Annotated in this window: 12 protein-coding genes and 1 pseudogene; 3 read left to right on the plus strand and 10 right to left on the minus strand. The window is 65.3% G+C overall.

Going from position 1 to position 18,457, the window contains the following annotated elements; translation table 11 throughout:
- Positions 1–43 precede the first annotated feature (43 nt).
- The 8 genes from ACH9D2_RS00005 to ACH9D2_RS00040 form a co-directional block, all read right to left on the minus strand.
- Positions 44–1,375 carry an MFS transporter gene (locus ACH9D2_RS00005; RefSeq protein ID WP_396360654.1) on the minus strand — a complete coding sequence of 444 codons (1,332 nt, stop codon included), beginning with the start codon at positions 1,373–1,375 and terminating at the stop codon, positions 44–46.
- A 68-nt stretch (positions 1,376–1,443) separates the two neighbouring features.
- Positions 1,444–2,541: a zinc-binding dehydrogenase gene (locus ACH9D2_RS00010; RefSeq protein WP_396360655.1), complete on the minus strand. Its 1,098-nt coding sequence runs from the start codon at positions 2,539–2,541 to the stop codon at positions 1,444–1,446.
- A 165-nt stretch (positions 2,542–2,706) separates the two neighbouring features.
- Positions 2,707–4,083: an MFS transporter gene (locus tag ACH9D2_RS00015; protein ID WP_396360656.1), complete on the minus strand. Its 1,377-nt coding sequence runs from the start codon at positions 4,081–4,083 to the stop codon at positions 2,707–2,709.
- A 173-nt stretch (positions 4,084–4,256) separates the two neighbouring features.
- Positions 4,257–5,171 (minus strand): alpha/beta fold hydrolase, encoded by a 915-nt coding sequence (locus tag ACH9D2_RS00020; protein ID WP_396360657.1) that lies wholly within the window; start codon positions 5,169–5,171, stop codon positions 4,257–4,259.
- 3 nt (positions 5,172–5,174) lie between these two features.
- Entirely contained in the window at positions 5,175–5,564 is a 390-nt protein-coding gene (locus ACH9D2_RS00025) for a hypothetical protein (protein ID WP_396360658.1), read from the minus strand.
- The gene (locus ACH9D2_RS00030) at positions 5,542–6,450 is read right to left on the minus strand and encodes an NAD(P)-binding domain-containing protein (protein WP_396360659.1); all 909 of its coding nucleotides are present in this window, start codon (positions 6,448–6,450) and stop codon (positions 5,542–5,544) included. Before ACH9D2_RS00030 ends, ACH9D2_RS00025 begins: the two co-directional genes overlap by 23 nt.
- The gene (pcaC, locus tag ACH9D2_RS00035; protein ID WP_396360660.1) at positions 6,447–6,845 is read right to left on the minus strand and encodes a 4-carboxymuconolactone decarboxylase; all 399 of its coding nucleotides are present in this window, start codon (positions 6,843–6,845) and stop codon (positions 6,447–6,449) included. Before pcaC ends, ACH9D2_RS00030 begins: the two co-directional genes overlap by 4 nt.
- Positions 6,842–8,248 carry an NAD-dependent succinate-semialdehyde dehydrogenase gene (locus ACH9D2_RS00040; protein WP_396360661.1) on the minus strand — a complete coding sequence of 469 codons (1,407 nt, stop codon included), beginning with the start codon at positions 8,246–8,248 and terminating at the stop codon, positions 6,842–6,844. Before ACH9D2_RS00040 ends, pcaC begins: the two co-directional genes overlap by 4 nt.
- 369 nt (positions 8,249–8,617) lie before the next feature.
- Between ACH9D2_RS00040 and ACH9D2_RS00045 the strand changes: the two genes are divergently transcribed.
- Entirely contained in the window at positions 8,618–9,514 is an 897-nt protein-coding gene (locus tag ACH9D2_RS00045) for a LysR substrate-binding domain-containing protein (protein ID WP_396360662.1), read from the plus strand.
- Positions 9,515–9,920: 406 nt separating this feature from the next.
- Here ACH9D2_RS00045 and ACH9D2_RS00050 read toward each other — a convergent pair whose 3' ends face one another.
- Positions 9,921–13,007, minus strand: a complete 3,087-nt coding sequence (locus tag ACH9D2_RS00050; RefSeq protein WP_396360663.1) for a hypothetical protein — start codon at positions 13,005–13,007, stop codon at positions 9,921–9,923.
- A 442-nt stretch (positions 13,008–13,449) separates the two neighbouring features.
- Complete coding sequence (locus ACH9D2_RS00055; RefSeq protein WP_396360664.1) at positions 13,450–14,499, minus strand: hypothetical protein; 1,050 nt, start codon at positions 14,497–14,499, stop codon at positions 13,450–13,452.
- A 324-nt stretch (positions 14,500–14,823) separates the two neighbouring features.
- Between ACH9D2_RS00055 and ACH9D2_RS00060 the strand changes: the two genes are divergently transcribed.
- Both ACH9D2_RS00060 and ACH9D2_RS00065 read left to right on the plus strand, forming a co-directional pair.
- Entirely contained in the window at positions 14,824–15,210 is a 387-nt protein-coding gene (locus ACH9D2_RS00060) for a TnpV protein (protein WP_396360665.1), read from the plus strand.
- Positions 15,211–15,335: 125 nt separating this feature from the next.
- A pseudogene (locus tag ACH9D2_RS00065) lies at positions 15,336–18,457 on the plus strand (helicase); the annotation flags it as partial.

Here is an 18,457-nt window from a genome sequence, read left to right on the forward strand (position 1 = left end):
AATGGGAGGCCCGCCTCAGTCTTACGGTTCGTGAGTGACCTGGTTAGCCTTCGACGGCGTTGAGGTCGACGTCCTTGGTCTCCTTCGAGGCGGCCACGGCGATGGCGGCGATCGTAGCGGTCACGACGACCACGACGACGAGGGGCCAGTAGCCGCCGGACCAGGCGACGAGGGCTTGTGCGATCACGGGGGTGAAGCCGGCCAGGAGGATGGCCGCGAGCTGGTAGCCGACCGAGATGCCGGTGTAGCGGACCTTGGTGGGGAACAGCTCGCAGTAGAAGGCTGGCAGCACCGAGTACACGGCCGGGTGGCCGAAGGTGAGGAAGATGGCCACGCCGAGGATGATGGCCCAGGGGTTTCCGGTGTCGATGAGGGCGAAGATGGGCCAGGCCGAGATGGCGATGACGGTTGCGCCGAAGAAGAAGGTCTTCTTCCGCCCGATGGTGTCGGAGATGCGTCCGAAGATCGGGATCATGATGATGTTCAGGGCCGAGCCGATCATCACGGCGGTGAGTCCGTAGCTGGAGGGCAGGTCCAGGGTGGAGGCCACGTAGGAGAGCATGAAGACGGTGAAGAGGTAGTAATTCCCGGCTTCGGCGAAGCGGGAGAACATCGCGATCAGCAGCGACTTCTTGTGGTGCTTGAACACCACCGGGATCGGGGCGACCTCCTCGAGCTGGTGCTCTTCGGCCTCCTTCTTGGCCTCCAGGAAGGCCGGGCTCTCCACGGCGCGCATCCGGATGTAGAGGCCCACGGCGGCCAGGACGATGCTCACCAGGAAGGGCAGGCGCCATCCCCAGGTGTCGAACTGGTCTCCGGAGATGATCTGGGCCAGCCACACGGCGGCGGTGCCGAGCAGCAGCCCGCAAGACACACCGATTTGCGGCCAGGAACCGTAGAATCCGCGCCGCCCCTTGGGGGCGTTCTCCACGGCGATGATGGCGGCTCCGCCCCATTCGCCGCCGACGGCGAAGCCCTGAGCCAGCCGCAGCACGCACAGCAGGATCGGGGCCATGAGCCCGACCTGCTGGTAGGTGGGCAGCAGACCGATGCCGGCGGTGGCCAGACTCATGATGGTGAAAGTGATCAGCAGGGTGGCCTTGCGTCCGATCCGGTCCCCGAGGTGTCCGGCGATGAAGGCCCCGAGGGGTCGGGCGAGGAAGCCGACCCCGAAGCTGGCCAGGGCGGCGATCTGGGAGACGGCCTCGTTCTCGCTGGGGAAGAAAAGGCTGCCGAAGACCAGAGCGGCGGCGGTGCCGTAGACGGTGTACTCGTACCACTCGACGATGGCGCCGATGGTGCCCGAGAACACGCTGCGCCGGCGCAGCTGCTCGGGGGTCAGGGCAGGACTGGGTGGGGCGGTTTTGGTGGTCACGGTGGTATTCCTTTCAACGCCGCTGGGCGGCGCGGCCGGCGGTGGCAAGTGGCCTGGTCGCTGTGGGGTCAGAGAACGATGGCGGCGCGAGTGACCTCGCGCGCCAGGGACTTCTCCAGGGCCGTCCCGAGGTCGTCGAGGCTGAACTCGGCGTCGACGAGATCCTCGAAGGGGTAGGTGTCGAGGTTGCGGGCCAGGAAGTCCAGGGCCTTGGCGAGGTAGCGGCCGTCGTAGCGGTCCACGTGCTTGATGGTCAGGGCCTTGCGGGTGACGTAGCCGGGATCGAAGGGCACCGTGGACCCGGGGGAGAGGTTGCCCATCACCAGGTAGCGTCCGCCGCGGCGCAGTTGCTGGAGGCCTTCGCTGAAGGCGGCCGGGACCCCGGTGACTTCCATGGCCACATCGGGTCCCTGCCCACCGGCCAGCTCCTGGACGTGGGCCACGCGGTCCGCGAGGTCGGGGATCTTGGTGAGGTCCACGACGTCGTAGGCACCGAAACGCTTGGCCTGCTCCAGCCGGGAGGCCACTGCGTCGATGACGATGACGTGGGCGCCGCGTGCCTTGGCCAGCGCGGCGGCGTTGAGCCCCAGGCCGCCGGCGCCCTGGATGAGCACGGTCTCCCCGTACTGCAGCCCGACGGAGTCCAGCCCGAACATGACCTGGGACAGTGCGCAGTTGGCGCTGGCGGCCACGGAGTCGGGGATGACGTCGGGGACCTTGTAGACGTGCTGGCGGGGGTGGACGACGTAGTGGGTGGCGAAGGCGGCGTGGAAGTGCGGTGCCTCTTCAGGTTGTCTGCCGAAGAACTGGTAGGCGTCGTCGCAGAGGTTGCGCTGCCCGTCGGCGCAGCGGCGGCACTGTTCGCAGGTCTGGAAGTAGGTGCACACCACCCGGTCGCCCACGCTGAGGGCGTCGCCGCGGCTGTCGGTGGTTTTGTCTTCTCCGAGGGCAGCGACGCGTCCGACCATTTCGTGGCCCAGTCCGCCGCGCTTCTTCACCGGGTGGCGGCCGTTCCAGATGTGCAGCTCGGATCCGCAGACGTTGGCTCGGCTGATCTCCATGACCAGCCCGTTGGGCTCCGGTTCCGGGACGGGGTACTCGGCGAAGTCGAGCACGCGGGGTTCGGCCATGAAGGCCAGGCGGCCGCTGTGGATTGAGGTGTCCATGATTGGTTTCTCCCAGGTTGGTGGAATGGTGGCGGCTCTGAGGCCGTGAGAAGCCCATGTGGGGTGGTGCCGGGGTGGTGGTGTGAGTCCGCCGTCGGCTCCGCCCTTCACAGGTGGGCAGAGCCGACGGCGGGGTCGAAGGTGTCCTGCCGGATCCGGTGGCCGTCAGTCGGCCAGCTCGGTCTCGACCTCCGCGGCACCGGGGTGGGCGTGGACGGGGTCCACGACGTGCGGGTGCTTGCGGGAGAACAGGACCGCTACCCCGGAGAGCGCGCAGGGGATGGCGCCGAAGAGGAACGCGGCGGTGGCCCAGGTGCCGTCGTTGGCCAGGAGGGTGGCGGCCAGGGCGGAGGAGAGGATCGCCCCGATCGGGCCGACCGCGGCGACGAAGGCAGCGCCGCGGCCGCGAATGCGGGTCTCAAAGGACTCCCCGACGAAGAACAGGACGCAGGAGTAGGGGCCGATGAGGAAGAAGGTGCCGAGGCTGTAGAGCGCCACGACGGTCCAGAAATCGCTGGGTCCGAAGATCATCGCGGTGAACACGATGCCGCCGGTGATCCAGCCGAAGGCGATGACGTTGCGCCGCCCGAACCGGTCGCCCAGGAACCCGTGGGTGAGATAGCCCAGGTAGGCGATGACGTTGGACATCAGCAGGATGGCCAACGAGTTCGTGAAGGACACGTTGTGCACGTTGACCAGCACGGTGGTGCCCAGGACGCTGAAGACCTGCACGGAGAAGAAGTTCAGGATGTGCCCCATGGACAGAGAGAGGGTGGTGCGCAGGCTGCGGCCGCGGAAGATGTCGGCCAGGGTGCTGCGGGTCTCGTGCTCCTCGATGCCCAGGGAGGCCGAGAGCTGCTCGGCTTCCTGATGGGCGCCCTTGTCCTGGAGCCGTCGCAGCTTCTGTACGGACTGGAACTGCGGGGACTCGCGCAGTTTGCGGGCCAGGGCGGCGACGATCAGGGAGGGGATCGCGGCGAAGACGAAGCAGCCGGCCCATCCGATGATCGGGAGCAGGATCGCTGTCAGCGCGGCGGCCAGGATCGCCCCGACCGGCCAGCCTCCCTGGACCAGGGAGTAGATGAATCCCTGGCGCTTCTTGATCCGCGGATCATCGGAGGCCCCGTAGAGCTCGCTGAGGTAGGCCCCGTTGACGCCTTGTTCGGACAGGCCCAGCCCGCTGAGCGAACGGATGGCCACCAGTCCCCAGAGCGGGACGACGGCGGCCAGGGCCGTGAGGGCAGAAGCGATGCCGGCCCCGGCGGTGGTGAAGGCCATCCCGGCCTTGCGGCCGAACTTGTCCACGACCGGCCCGGCGAGCAGACCCAGCAGCACAGCGCCGATGGCCATCCAGGTGACCAGTTCAGCCTGTTCCGCAGTGTCCAGGTCGAGATCCCGGCCGATCTCTGGGAGCAGGATGCCGAAGAGGATGAAGTCGTAGACAGCGAAGGCCCAGGCGAAGAAGGCCAGCACGGTGGCGAACTTGATCTGCCGGTTGGTGACGGGCGCAGGCCGCCAATCGGTTTCGTTTTGGATCGACATGATCCACCTCCATGGTGGTGACGGGACGTCAGGGAAGCACTTGGTGCCCGTGACGTGATGTCCGTGAGTGATACGAGGGTGTGCTGAGTGAGGGCCGCGTGCTTCACGCGTCCCGACGGGAGTGAGAGGGTGGCCGGTTGGTCAGGCGGGCGGCCAGCCGCCGGGGCCTGTGACTACTGAGGGGTGCTGCCGGCTTCATCCAGTGCGGGCAGATCGGACTTGTCGCTGATCTCCTGCAGGATCGGCAGCAGATACTGGCGGAACTCCTCGTAGTTCTCCGTCACCGGGAAGTGGCCCAGTTTGGGCATCGCCCAGAACTTGCACCCGGGCACCAGGTCGGCCAGCTCCTGGGTCTCGGCCGGGGAGGTGTTGGGGTCGTACTCGCCGGTGAGCAGGTAGAGCATGCACTGGCTGGTGTCGATGGCCCGGGCCTCCTCCGGGGTGACGTGGTGGTCGTAGTAGTAGTAGTAGAGGTCTCCGGCGAACACCCCGGGTCCACCGCACTGGTACTCCCACTGGATCTCGCGCACGTTCGCCTCGGGGCTGTACGGGGAGATGTTGAGCATCATCGCCGCCCCGGTGGAGGTGCGCGAGACCTTCGGATTGTCGTACTCCCGGCGGATCCCTGCCATGCCGACATCGACGTATTCCGCGGCCGAGCGCAGGGCGCCTTCCACGGCGATGGTCGCCCGGTAGCGGTCGGCGTGCTTGGAGGCCAGGTCGATGGCCAAGTGACCGCCCATGGAGCTGCCCATGTAGACCGGGCTGTCCAGCTCGAGGGCCTCTGCCAGGGCGTTGGGGAAGGCGATCATGCGGGCCTTGGTCATCTGGTACTCCTGCTCCCACCACTTCTCCCCATGGGGCGGCAGAGACTTGCCGTGGAAGGGCAGGTCGAAGGCGATGACGCGGTAGCGGTCCGTGACCTCCGGGTCGTTGAGCATGTGCCGGTACTGACGCCCGTCGGAGCCGGCGGTGTGGCCCACGATCAGCGGGATTCCCTGGCCGGCCTCCTCGTAGTAGACCCGGTACTCGATGTCCTCGACGGTGAGGTAGACGTAGTGGCCGGTGATCGGCTCGTGCTTGGCCATGACTTAAGCTCCTTGGACGTTGAGCTGGCGGAAGATCTGCATCAGCCGGTTCAGGGCCGGCAGATAGGCGTAGAACTGGTCGGTGTTGCTCAGCTGCACCCCGTGCTTGATCGAGGAGGACTGCAGGGACTGGAAGAAGGGCCGGGGGTGCTCGGCAGTCATCTCCTCCCACTGTTCGCGGGTGCCGGTGATGGCGATCGCGGCGTCCTGCGGGTCGGTGCCGGCCTCCTCGACGGAGACGAGGCGGCCGTCGTCGTAGGCGGCCTCCCATGCCTGCTCCCCGATGGTCACGTGGAGTTTGCCGGTGTAGTAGCGCATCTCCCGGGAGAACTCGAAGTCCTCGGTGGCGTGGTGGAGCACATCGGTGAAGTCACGCATGGGCTTGCCTTTCATCAGTGGTCGGAACGGTGGAAGTGGGGCGGTCGAGGAGGGCGTACATCTTGGTGTGGTCCTCGAGGCCGAAACCCTCCTCGACGGTCTTGCGCCACAGCTCGGCGCAGTGGTGGCTGAGCTCGGCCTCCACGCCCAGTTCCTCGGCCAGGGCCAGGGCGATGTTGACGTCCTTGGTCATCAGCCCGATGGGGAACCCGGAGCCGTAGGAGCCCGACAGCATGAACTGGGCGACCTTGTTCTCGGAGGTGTTGCTGCGCCCGGAGGAGGCGTTGAGCACCTCGGTGAGGGTCTGCGGGTCGATCCCGAAGCGTTCCCCGATGTGCAGGGCCTCAACGGTCACGGCCACCGAGGCCGCCGAGACGAGGTTGTTCAGCGCCTTGGCCGCGTGCCCGGACCCGGGGGCCCCGACGTGGATGGTGGACTTGCCCATCACCTCGAACAAAGGCATCGCCTCGTGCACGTCGGCGGCAGCCCCGCCGGCCATGATGGCCAGCTGCCCGTTGACCGCCCCGCGCACACCCCCGGAGACCGGGGCGTCGACATAGCGCATCCCCTTCTCCTCCAGCGTGGATCCGAGCTGCTGAGAGCGGGTGGGCTCAGCCGAGGACATGTCGATGAACAGAGTGTTCAACGAGGCCCCGGCCACGACCCGGCCCTTGAGCAGGACGGCCTCGACGATCTCGGACGTCGGCAGCATCGTGATGATCACATCCGCGTTCTGCCACCCGGCCTCCTGCGCCGCCGCGGTGGTGGGGTAGGTGGTGAGGAACTTCTCCACCGCCTCGGTGCTCAGGTCCTGGACGATCAGCGTGTGCCCGGCCTCGGCCAGGCGCCCGGCCATGGGGAAGCCCATGTTGCCCAGGCCGATGAATCCGATGGTGCTCATGCCTGCGCCTCCGTTGCTTCGGCGTCCATCTCGGTGAAGACCTCCCGGGCCAGCCGGAAGCTCTCCAGGGCGGCCGGGGCCCCGCAGTAGATGGCGACCTGGAGGAAGACCTCCTGGATCTGCTCCTTGGTCACCCCGTTGCGGATCGCCCCGCGCACGTGGACCTTGAGTTCGTGCGGGCGGTTCAGGGCGGAGATCATGGCCAGGTTGATCAGGCTGCGTTGAGCCCGCTCCAGGCCCGGGCGGTTCCACACGTCACCCCAGCAGTACTGGGTGACCAGCTCCTGCATCGGCATCGAGAACTCGTCGGCCCCGTCGAGGCTGCGCTGGACGTAGGCGTCGCCGAGGACCTCGCGGCGGGTGGCCAGACCTTTGTCGAACAGTTCCTGGTTCAATCTGCTACTCCTTCGTCGGTGCCGCCGCGGTTCCAGACGGCTTGGATGTTGGTGAACTCGTGGACCCCGAAGTGGGACAGTTCCCGGCCGTAGCCGCTGTTCTTCACACCGCCGATGGGGATCCGCGGATCGGAGACGGCGATGCCGTTGATGAACACCCCGCCCACCTGCAGGCGCCGGGCCACCGTCGAGGCCAGGTTCGCGTCGGCGGTCCACAGGCTGGCGGAGAGCCCGAACTGGGAGTCGTTGGCCTTGGCGATCGCGTCTTCGAGGTCCTCGGCGATGATCAGGGAGGCGACGGGGCCGAAGATCTCCTCGCGGAAGGCTGTCATCGAGGGCGTGACCCCGGCCAGGACGGTGGGCTGGTAGTAGTTTCCCGGCCCGTCGATGAGTTCCCCGCCGGCCAGCAGCTGGGCGCCCTCGGTCAGGGTGCGTTGGACCTGGGTGTGGATCTCCTGGCGGATGTCGTCGCGGGCGATGGGCCCGATGTAGGTGTCCTCCTCGGTGGGGTCTCCCACTGTCAGGTTCTTGACCTTGGCCACGAACGCCTCGGTGAACTCCTCGGCGATCTCGTGGTGGAGGATGATGCGCTTGGCGGCGATGCAGATCTGGCCGCTGTTCTGGAACCGGCCCTGGATCGCCGCGTCCACCGCTTCCTCCAGGTCCGCGTCGGCCAGGACGATGAAGGCGTCCGACCCTCCCAGCTCCAGCACGCTGCGCTTGACCACCCGGCCGGCCTGGGAGGCAATCGCCGCACCGGCCCCCACACTGCCGGTGACCGTCACCGCCGCGATCCTCGGATCCGCAATGGCCGCCGACACCACCTCGTTGTCGGCGTTGAGGACGCTGAAGGCTCCCTCTGGCAGCCCGGCCTCCACCCACAGGGCCTCGATCGCCACACCGCAGCCGACCACGTTGGGGGCGGGCTTGAGGACATAGGCGTTGCCGCCCAGCAGGATCGTGATCCCCCCGCGCATCACCTGCCAGACGGGGAAGTTCCACGGCTCCACCGCCAGCACCGGGCCCAGGGGCAGGTATGACACGTGGGCCTCGGGCCCGATCTGGGTGGGGGTGTCGGCGAGGATCTCCGCCCCGTTCTCGGCGTACCAGGACATCACCCGGGCCGCCTTCTCCACCTCCGCCCTCGACTGGGTGATGGGCTTGCCCATCTCGGCGGTGATCAGCGCGGCCAGCTGCTCGGCATCGCGGCGCATCAGCCCGGCCATCCGGGCCAGGACCTCGCACCGGGTCTCGGGGTTGGTCTGGCTCCACTGCTCGAATCCTGCCTGTACCCGGTGCAAGACCGTCTCCAGGTCCTCGGCGCTGACGAAGGGGTGGGTCTCGATCACCTCTCCGGTGGCGGGGTTGCGCGACGTCGCGGTCGCTGATGCTTGGACAGTCACAATTACGGTCCTTTCCGGGGGCCGGGTCAGGGAAAGTACGCGAGATGGTCCGCTGCCCTCACCGCGACGGTGAGGGGGAGCGTCCACCCGGGGGGTCAGCCATCGGCCGGGAGAGCTCCCGCCCGACGACCGGCCCGAGCCGGCGAGGGTGGGGCCGTCAAACCGGTACGTGTCACTGAAGTGGCACTGCGGTGGATCGGGCCCCCGGTCGCTGTGAGGAAGATGACTGCCCCGTGTGGTCGATCTCTCGGCCCGATCGGTTTCCATCTGTCTCGGTCTGTGCTAGCGACCTCTTGATAAAAGGCTAGAGGGGTGTCACCCTGCTGTGAACAAGCAGTTTCGGAACCTAAGCTTCTGGAAAAGAGAACGATGGAGTTCGCCCAACTGGAGATGTTCGTGGCCGTGGCCGAGCACGGCGGGATCACCGCCGCCGCCGAGAAGATGCTGCGAGCCCCCTCGAACGTGTCCACCCGCATCCGGCTCCTGGAGAAGGAACTGGGCATGGACCTGTTGCTGCGCGACAAGCGGCAGGTCACTCTCTCCGCAGAAGGGGAGGCGTTCCTGGAATACGCCCGCCGGCTGATCGACATCGCCGGGGAGGCCAAGTCCCTGGCCACCGGCGAGCAACCCCGCGGGCGGTTCCGCATCGGGGCCTTGGAGAGCACCTCGGCGGTGCGGATCCCCTCGTTGCTGGCGGAGTTCCACCTCAACTACCCTGCGGTGGACCTCGAGCTGGCGGCCGGGTCTTCCGGGATGCTCTTCGACCACCTGCTCAGCGGACAGGTCAACGCCGTCTTCACCGACGGCGCACCGGCCTCACCGGTGCTCACGGGCCTGCACGCCTTCACCGAGGAGCTGGTCATCCTCACCCCCGAGCCGGTGAAGGCCATCGACGAGGGATTCCGGGCATCCAACCCCACGGCCTTCGTCTTCGGCACCGTGTGCTCCTACCGGCAACGGTTCGAGGAGTGGATGGAGCAGAGCACCATCAACCCGGGCCGGGTCGTGGAGATCTCCTCTTACTACAGCATGCTCGCGTGCGTGGCCGCCGGGGCCGGGATCTGCATGATGCCACGCAGCCTCTACGAGACCCTGCCCGGCGGCAACCGCGTCACCTGCCACCCCATCGAAGGCGACTTGGGGCGAGTAGAAACCTGGCTCACCTGGCGACGCGACGCCCGCTCGGCCAATCTGAGGGCCTTCGTGCGCCAGACCAAGGAACACCTGGCGCACCTGGCCGAACTGCAGCCTGCAGCGGTCGGATAACCCCATCACCACGACCGGCCCGGCCTAACCTGCCAGGCAACGTACGTCCGTTGAGGTGTGTGCCGGGGACCATCACCTCACGCCGGCTCGTCCAGGTTTCACGGTTCGTGTGTCGCAGTAGCGGCCTCCTGACGGGCCTCCAGCACCCTGAGTCCAAGACGGTAACCACGGTCCCAGGACCGACCGAACGATTGCTGGTGGGTCCCTGGGCAGGTAGGTGCAAGGACGGCTCCGTCCCCTCCGCTTTACATATGGCCCGGATATCGGACTCCTAACCGATAGGAGTTGTGCCAAACATGTCGAAGTGGGGGCTTCAAGGGTCGGTTCTGAACAAATCAAATGGGCCAAAATTGGGAATCTAAGATCTGGGACACAAATTTCCGTCCATGCCTATCAGGCATGGACCTCAGGCCTCAGTTGGGTCGAGGACGGGAAGCAGGTCTCCTGCTTCGTCGATGCAATCGAGTAGATCGCGGTGGGGAACGTCGTCTTCGGCATAGTGATACCTGCGGGTAAGCAGTTCCCGAAGTGCACCTTCGCCGGGGCTTTCGTTACGGCTGCGAAGCTTCCACCTTTGAGCCACCGTGGCGGTTTGCAAGAACATTCCAACGTCGATTTGGTCAAGTACAAACTCAACAGGCAACCGAGGTTCGTCTGGCGTCTCTGGTCGGGAACCGATTTGGCGGAGTTGTTGCGGGGTCACGGTCTGTGGATTAATTCCTTGTTGCTGCATTCGCCAATTAAGTCCGGCATTCATGATGGCGACTAGAATCTGCCAATCAAGCCAACCGTTTTCCCTGAGTGCGGTGACGACTGCTTGACCGCGGTCATCCGTCAAGATGCCGGCAAGCGAGAATCTCCAGGCCTCTTCTGCAACTTCATACCGTTGGCGGATGAGTTCTAATGCGTATTGACGGTCATAGTCAGGACCATCTGCCGTGGATGCCGCCAAGTGTTCGTTTTCTACAGGCTTGAATCCATCGGAGGACGATGGCCTTTCGGCTGCGGTGCATCGCCCATAGTGCCCCTCGGGCATGAGGTCTGCGGCCTCTTGGTACGGCCGCGCTACCATGACTTTGTTGGCAATGCCATCGCGCATCAACGACTCCAGGATTGTCCGCAGCTCACCTAAAGGTCGCACATAAATTGGGGTAATCAACTGCAATCCGGTCGCTACTAGCTTCCGGGGAATGTCCTCAAGGTCGGTCGTGCTATTGGGCAACGTGATTTTTACTATAATTTCGGGATTGGAATCGTCGATTTCGACGCCAGTAGTTTCGCGCGAGTCATCGGCTACAACTTCGACGAATGTTCGAACAGTGGACTTAATAAAGGCCGGCTCTAGCCGGGCGATGTCGGCGAGAAGGACTTGAAATGCTGCACAGAAAGCTTCCGTAGTCAGGACTGTGGATCGGTTATTTTTGAAAGTGAAAATCCATCGGACTCCTAGTGTGTTGAAGTCAATTGTGCGTTGCGTCCCTAGGTCGGCCAAGACGGGACCTGTAATTTGCTCACACGCAAGTTTCTGGAATTGCTCTTCATCCAGTGGCATTGAATTTTCTGGGTCTGAGGACTGCTCGGCAAGGTACTCGTACCAATCGGTCCCAGAATGAGCAGCTCTGAATAGGGGCTCTAGTGATGGCCAGAACTTGCGGACGGCAACAAGTGTGGTTAGTTCGTTCAGGGCCTGCGACTTCAACTCGGGGTGCTTGTCGAAGTCAAAGGGGGCAGTGGAAAGCGAGTAATGGGCAAGTAAAGCGACTTCCGTCAACTGCGCTCCATCGACCCAACATCCGCTGGCCTGGGCGGCCCCTGCAGCCTCGAGGAGGGCCTTCGGAACGTGTGCTTTCACAGCGTCTTCTGAGCTCTGGTTCGCCATCATTGCGGCAGTGCAGGTGTACATTTTTGCTGCGTAGGCCAGTCCAAGCTCCCGGTACAGGCTTCCGATGTAGCGCATCACGATTATTGCGCCGAGCATCGAGTCGCCGTGGAACCAGTTCACTTTCGCGTTGTGAAACTCGGCCAGTGCCTGAAGCGGCTTATCAGCCTTGACGAAGGCCACGCCGCGGGCGCGGCATTTGTCTGCGATCGCGGCGTCACCTTCTACGGCGGCGGTCGCTGCGTCCAGCCCGTCGCGAACCTTTGCGTAGTTCGGCTGCGACGATAGGGCCGGCGCGAACATCGTGAAGACTCGACTGAGAACTCCAACCGAGTATGGGCGTGCTTTTGGGAGCAGATCGATGAGCTGGTCGAGGTAGGTCATGGCGCCCGCAATATCGACAAGGTCGCCCTCGACCACAGAGGAGGTGTCGACATCATATTCATCGAGCTTGATGCCGGCATGTGGGGCGACTTGAGCCAGCTCCGGACGGCCACGCTCTTTCTCCACTTTTACCCAATCGGGCAGGAGGCACAGGAACGATAGGGTGCCGGTCAACGACGCAGCGCGCACCGGATATGTGGAGATATCGGTGGTATCAAGTTCGGACGCGATATGGATTTGCAGACGCTCGCTCGCCTCAGCAATTTCAGCTGCTTCGACTTGTGCGACACCGGTGCTCCACATCGTGCCCCAGTACGATACGAGGGTCACGGCATCATCGAGGATGTTCGTCTGATTACTAGAGCAAGCGAAGTTGATGGCGCGGCGGATGAGGTCCTCGACTCCTGTGGCGACACCCATGCCACGGAACCGGGCTACTGACATCTCGTAGCAGGCTCGGAAGACCAGTTCGCTGTCCTCGTGGGCGTCGTCATCAGTGAGGAACGCGCCCATGAAGTCCAACCATTCGGGCAGGTCGGCGTTCGTGTCCTTGTCCCAAGTGGCGAACCGTAAACCATCAGAGATCTCGCCCTGTGTCGCCGGAGTGAAGGCTGCTGGCCCACGATTGCGACGCAAGCTCTCCAGCAACTCTTCGTACCATTGCGGGGCCGTGTCCCCCTCCGGGTCAGGCACCATGGAGGACGGCAGCTCCAGGTAGTGCCTTGCTACCCATACCAGGTCATGCTCGGCGAGCATCGTGGCGATCTTCATCCCGCTGAAGACGTTCAGCGTCACCCCATACGTTTCCCGCGCGATCCGCTGGAGCTCGTGAGTCGTCGACTCCGGAATCGAATGCACACTGAAGAATGTGACGAGATCGACCGGCGCGGCCCCTTCAGCGCAGATTCCGGCAAGGTCCGCCAGGACCTTCGCCTTTAACTTCTCCCGCTGGATTGTGTATGCCACCACCACAGGTGACGTCGAGGCGGAAGCTGAGAAACCAGCCGAGTGGGGCAACTCATCGGGGATACGGGTGGTGTAGGACTCAGCGTCCCGCTGCTGATCACCACCGGCACTGACTGGGCCGTTGGCGACGAGAATATTGGCGCTGATGCGTTTGCGAGTGATGCGCGTGGCGATGTCCTCGAACTTGTGGTGTTCGTTGCGGTCAGCCAACTGCCCCAGGCGGAAGCTAATGTACGACTCAAGTTCAGGGATCTGTTCGCTCACGAAGCAATCCTGTCATCCGGGTCCAGTAGGTGTGTGGTGACCGCCCGAGTGCGCGGGGGTCGGCGTAAGTTGTAGTCCCCCAAGCCGGTGATGCGTCCGCGCTTTAGGGCCAACTACGTCTGCGCGAGGACGCCACCACAGTGAAGATCATCGAACCCACCGGGGTGCAACCACGCTTAAATGCTTTGGCTATGGCTGGCTCCCCACCATCACGTCCGTCACGTATGAGGCGACCATGCCATCCGTCAGCTCTGCCACAGAGTCAACGATGATTGGTATCAGGGTGGGGGCCATGGCGAGTAGACCAAGAGAGAGCGCGGCATCGACTAAGAGCTCCCGAGTGCGCCGGCGTCTTTTGCGAGGAGACATGATTCCTTCCGGTGGTTGATCTTTACACCGTAACCAATGCAAACGACAGGCTAAGGAGTCTCCTGGAGCCGACTTACGGACAGGAGTCGCCGGTCGGCTCGGCGTCGACTTCATCCGACGCATCGGCTGCACTGACGTCTGTGCTTTTGTTCTCCTGTCGGCGCTTCCGCGTCAGGTGGAACAGGCCCTCTGGCCAGTCCGTGAGGTGCCCCTCCATGCGATCTAGTGCCTCGTAGGCCTCGAGCGTGCTGTAGCCCAGCATCGGGAACTTGTCGCCGCGTTCCATCGCGATCTCATTCAAGGTTTCTGCCAGTTCTTCGCGGTCAGGGCGCGCGTCGAAGCGAGACATCGCCTCGTCGAGCATGGACCGCAGCATTCCTCGGGTGATCGGCGGGTCAGCATCAGGATGTCGGTGGGATTCATCCTCAGCGCGCTCTGGCAGCTGAACGTACATCTCGCGCCACATCACGCTGAACGGCGTGAACTTAGGCGAGCCCTCGATGGCGGTGTAAGTCCCTCTATTGATCCGCCAACGCAGGTTCCAGCCGGATTTTTGAGGCCTTTTCGTCCTACCGGCGACACCGACGTAGCCTCGCACGACGACCTGCCCCTTGGGTGCCTTCTTGAGGAGGTTCGGCATGACGCTCCAGTAGTCGAGGAGGAACGTCACGCGCCCGAAGGGTTCGAGTCGTACGACCGCGTTGGAGACTGCCTCATCCGCGCCGAACGACCCTCCGGTCTTGAACATTCGCGGACCGACAGAATGGTCCTTCTTGCCGTGTCCGCTGAAGCTCAGGCTGGGTGAGTAGATGGTTACCGGCACTCTGCCCGGATTCTCGACAACTAGCTGGGCGAGCTCCAATGCCCGCCCGTGCGTGATGCTGCGAGCATTGTGGTCATTCTGAAGTGCGAAGCGTCCCGACCGGTTGGTCATGAGCATGACCTCCGGTTCCCAGATGGCCGTGTTGAGGTAGACCTTGACCCGGCCTCCGTCGAGGAAGTGCTTGGCGATTTGCCAACCGAGAGCCACCATGGCGGTGGCGAAGCTGAGAATCGACACGATTAGCGCCCACGTTGCCACAGGCGCGCTGAACAACTCAGGTGAAGCGGGGGCGGGGTCCATGTCTCGATGATTCCATCCGGGACCTTGATTGGCTGGGACTGCTGCCCCTTCGGGCGACTACAAGGTCTGCCGCATTGCACGTGGGATCTTCCTGAATGCGTGTGACAGTGAGGAACTTGAATCTAAAGGTTGACATATCAACATAATACGAGTTGGCTGGTGCGTGTTCACGAAAACGGTCGTGAGGCGGCTGGGTAGCGTGTGGGGGAGATTCCCGATCGCACTCAGGAGATCCCCCCATGGCCCGAGCCCGCAAGAGGACACAAGTCGAGGGGCAGCTGAGCATTGATGCCTTTCTCTTCCCGGAACCTGAGGAGGTTCGTGATGAACACGTACGGCAAGTTCGCGCAAGAAGCGTGGAAGACGACCGCGCCGGCGGAGTACGCCCTGATCCCGGACCCGGATCAGTGGTTCGAGCAGCTGGGGGAGGAGGCGGCGCAGCGGGTGGGCGAGCTGATGATGGAGCTGGCCGGCCCGGACAGGAAAGGGGAGACCTATCTGGAGAAGGTGGGGCGGTTGAACGCGGCGAAGATGCAGGCCGAAGAGATCGTGCGCGCGGAGATGCTGACCCCGGACCCCTCCGTGCAGCAGGAGGAAGACGAGGATCCCGAGTCGGGGATGGCCGAGACTCTCGAGGAGATGAAAGAGCTGAACCGGATTTATCGGGACTTCCTGGACGAGTCGGCGCAGGAGGAGGCCGAGCGGCCGTAGGGCTGGAGCCGACCACCGGATCTGCGCCCACGGAGAGCTCGGGACGCTTCGTCCCTCGGGCCCAGGATGACCTGGCCCCGTCCGGGGCGCAGGCAAGGTTCCGAGCCAACCTCGCAGCGCTTCGGGTGCTGCGCATCCTCCAGGCCGAGGAGCGGACTGCCACCGAAGCTGAGCGCACCACGCTGGCCCGCTGGGGTTCCTGGGGTGCCAGCGGGGTCGCCGAAGTCTTCGACGAGTCCCGCACCGAGTACGAGGCCGAGCGGGCCGAACTGCGCGAACTGCTGGATGAAACCGAGTACGCCGCCGCCCGGCGCACGGTCATCAACGCCCACTACACCGACCCGGCGATCGCCGCCGAGGTCTGGGGCGCCCTGACCGGGCTGGGTTTTGAGGACGGGCGGGTGCTGGAGCCCGGCTCCGGTGCCGGCACCTTCATCGGCCTGGCCCCGGAGGGGGCCCAGATGACCGGGGTGGAGCTGGATCCGGTGACCGCGGCGATCTCCCAGGCCATCTACCCACAGGCCACCATCCGCACGGAGTCGTTTGCCGACACCCGGATGCCCGGTGGCGCCTTCGACGCCGCGGTAGGCAACGTCCCGTTCTCCCGCAACTCTTTGCACGATCCCCGGCACAACGCGGCCGGGCATTCGATGCACAACCACTTCATCCTCAAGTCCTTGGCCCTGATCCGGCCTGGTGGGGTGGTCGGGGTGATCTCCAGCGCGTTCACCCTGGACGCGCAGAACCCCGCGGCCCGCCGGGAAATGGCCGAGACCGCTGATCTGTTGGGCGCGGTGCGCCTGCCCACCGGCGCCCACCGTCGGGCTGCCGGCACGGACGCGCTGACCGACGTGCTGATTTTCCGGCGCCGCCTGCCCGGGGAGGAGCCGCTGGATCAGTCGTGGGTGGAGACCGCCCCGGTGGAGCTGGATGGCCAGCAGGGGCGGATGAACGCCTACTTCCTCGCCCACCCTGAGCGGGTGCTTGGGGAGCCGGTGATCGGCAACGGCATGTACGGCTCCGCCACCCTGACCGTGCGCGCGGAGGACCTGGCGGCCACCGGGGCCCGGCTGCACGAGCAGCTATCCGACATCATTAAACAGGCCCTGGCGGCCGGGCGCGGGATGGCCGAACGCACTGGCGAGCAAGAGCTCGAGGTCGCGGCCCTGGTGCCGGCTGGTGAGCAGGAGCAGATCGGGCACATCACCGACCGCGGGGAGGCGGGCTTCACCCAGGTCACCGTGGAGGGGGTGCACGCCCCGCTGAAGGTCCCACGGACGCAACAGGGCGAACTCCGGGCCCTGCTGGGTCTGCGTGATCAGGGGCGGGCGGTGCTGACGATGGAGGCGGCCAACGTCGAGGACACCCCGGAGCTCGACGCTATGAGGGCCCAGTTGGCGGGCAGCTACACGGCGTATGTGGAGCGGTACGGGCCGATCAATCGGTTCACTGAACGGCGCACCGGCAAGTACGACGAGGCAGGGGCGGACATCCTGGCCCGGGTCACTCCGCCGGCGGTGCGGTTGCTGCGCGGGGACCCGTTCGGGCCGCTGGTGCTGGGTCTGGAGCACTTCGACGAGGGATCGGGCACCGCCGTGGCGGCCGGTCTGCTCTCGGAGCGGCAAGTGCAGCCGCGCCGTCCCGTGCTCGGGGTCGACACCCCAGATGAGGCACTGGCCGTCACCCTGGACACGCTGGGCACCGTGGACCTGCCCCATATCGCCCGGCTGCTGGGCACCGACGAGGCCGGGGCGCGCGAGGCGCTGGGGGAGCTGGTCTACGAGGTGCCCGGTGAGGACGGCATCTATGAGACCCGGGCCGAGTACCTGTCCGGGGACGTGCGCCAGAAGCTGGACGCCGCCCGGGCCGCGGCAACCACCGGGGCCCGGTTCCAGACGAACGTGGCGGCCCTGGAGGCGGTGCTGCCGGCCCCGCTGGGGGCCGATGAGATCGAGGCCCGCATCGGGGCGGTGTGGGTGTCCCCGGAGATCCACGAGCAGTTCCTGCGCCACATCATCAAAGACCCCAGTGCCCGGGTGGATCGGATCAGCGGGGCGAACTGGGAGGTGCGGGCCTCCCGCCACGTCTTCGCCGCCCGCAACGACTGGGGCACCGAGCGGATGGCCGCCGGGGACATCTTTAAGAACCTCGCCGAGCAGCGCCGTATCCAGGTCACCGACCCCGACCCGTCGGACCCGGAAGGCAACCGCCGGGTGGTCAACGCCACCGAGACCACCGCCGCCCAGGAGAAGGCGCAACTGATGCAGGAGCGCTTCGGCGAGTGGGTGTGGGAGGACCCGGCCCGGGCGGCCGGGCTGGTGGATGAGTACAACCGGCGGTTCAACTCCATCGTGCTGCGCGACTACACGGTCGAAGGAGAGCGGCTGTCCTTCCCCGGGCTGGTGAAGAACTTCACCCCCCGCCCGCACCAGCGGGCGGCGGTGGCCCGGATGCTCTCGGAACCCTCGGTGGGGCTCTTCCACGAGGTCGGGGCGGGCAAGACCGCCGAGATGGTCATCGGGGCGATGGAGCTGCGCCGGCTGGGGATGGCCCGCAAACCCGTGGTGGTGGTGCCCAACCACATGCTCGAGCAGTTCACCCGCGAGTGGCTGCAGCTCTACCCCCAGGCCCAGATCCTCGCCGCGTCCTCGGAGGATCTGGCCGGGGAGAAACGGCGGGTCTTCGTCGCGAGGGCCGCGGCCAGTGACTGGGACGGGATCATCATGACCCGCACCGCGTTCGAGCGCATTGAGCTCTCTCCAGGCAGCCGCGATGCGTACTCCGCCCGGGAAGCCGACCGGCAACGGGCCGAGCTGCAGGCGGCCCGCCAACGGGCGGCAGAGCGCGGGGCGGAGAGCATGTCGGTCAAGCGCATGGAGGCCGCCCTCCAGCGGTTCGAGGAGCGCCTCAAGGCCAAAGCCGACCGGGAAGTCGACCCCGGCATCACCTTCGAGCAGACCGGCATCGACTACCTGGTGGTGGACGAGCTGCACGACTTCAAGAATCTGACCACCCCGTCGAACATCCAGGACGCGGCGATCGATGGGTCCAAGCGCGCCAGTGACCTGCACGCCAAGGTGGAGTACCTCCGGTCCCAGCACGGGGATCGGGTGATGACCGGGGCGACCGCGACACCGATCGCCAACTCGATCACCGAGATGTACGTGATGCAGCGCTATCTGGGCCCGGAGTTGTTGGAGCGGGCCGGGATCCACGACTTCGACTCGTGGGCGGCGACCTTCGGTCA

It is taken from the genome of Kocuria rhizosphaericola (assembly GCF_044462205.1).
Classification (GTDB): domain Bacteria; phylum Actinomycetota; class Actinomycetes; order Actinomycetales; family Micrococcaceae; genus Kocuria; species Kocuria rhizosphaericola.

Bases quoted from the DNA above. Each gene is read 5' to 3' on its own strand.
- ACH9D2_RS00010 (WP_396360655.1), bottom strand. From the start codon at position 2,541: ATGGACACCTCAATCCACAGCGGCCGCCTGGCCTTCATGGCCGAACCC.
- ACH9D2_RS00015 (WP_396360656.1), bottom strand. From the start codon at position 4,083: ATGTCGATCCAAAACGAAACCGATTGGCGGCCTGCGCCCGTCACCAAC.
- ACH9D2_RS00020 (WP_396360657.1), bottom strand. From the start codon at position 5,171: ATGGCCAAGCACGAGCCGATCACCGGCCACTACGTCTACCTCACCGTC.
- ACH9D2_RS00025 (WP_396360658.1), bottom strand. From the start codon at position 5,564: ATGAAAGGCAAGCCCATGCGTGACTTCACCGATGTGCTCCACCACGCC.
- ACH9D2_RS00030 (WP_396360659.1), bottom strand. From the start codon at position 6,450: ATGAGCACCATCGGATTCATCGGCCTGGGCAACATGGGCTTCCCCATG.
- ACH9D2_RS00045 (WP_396360662.1), top strand. From the start codon at position 8,618: ATGGAGTTCGCCCAACTGGAGATGTTCGTGGCCGTGGCCGAGCACGGC.
- ACH9D2_RS00055 (WP_396360664.1), bottom strand. From the start codon at position 14,499: ATGGACCCCGCCCCCGCTTCACCTGAGTTGTTCAGCGCGCCTGTGGCA.
- ACH9D2_RS00060 (WP_396360665.1), top strand. From the start codon at position 14,824: ATGAACACGTACGGCAAGTTCGCGCAAGAAGCGTGGAAGACGACCGCG.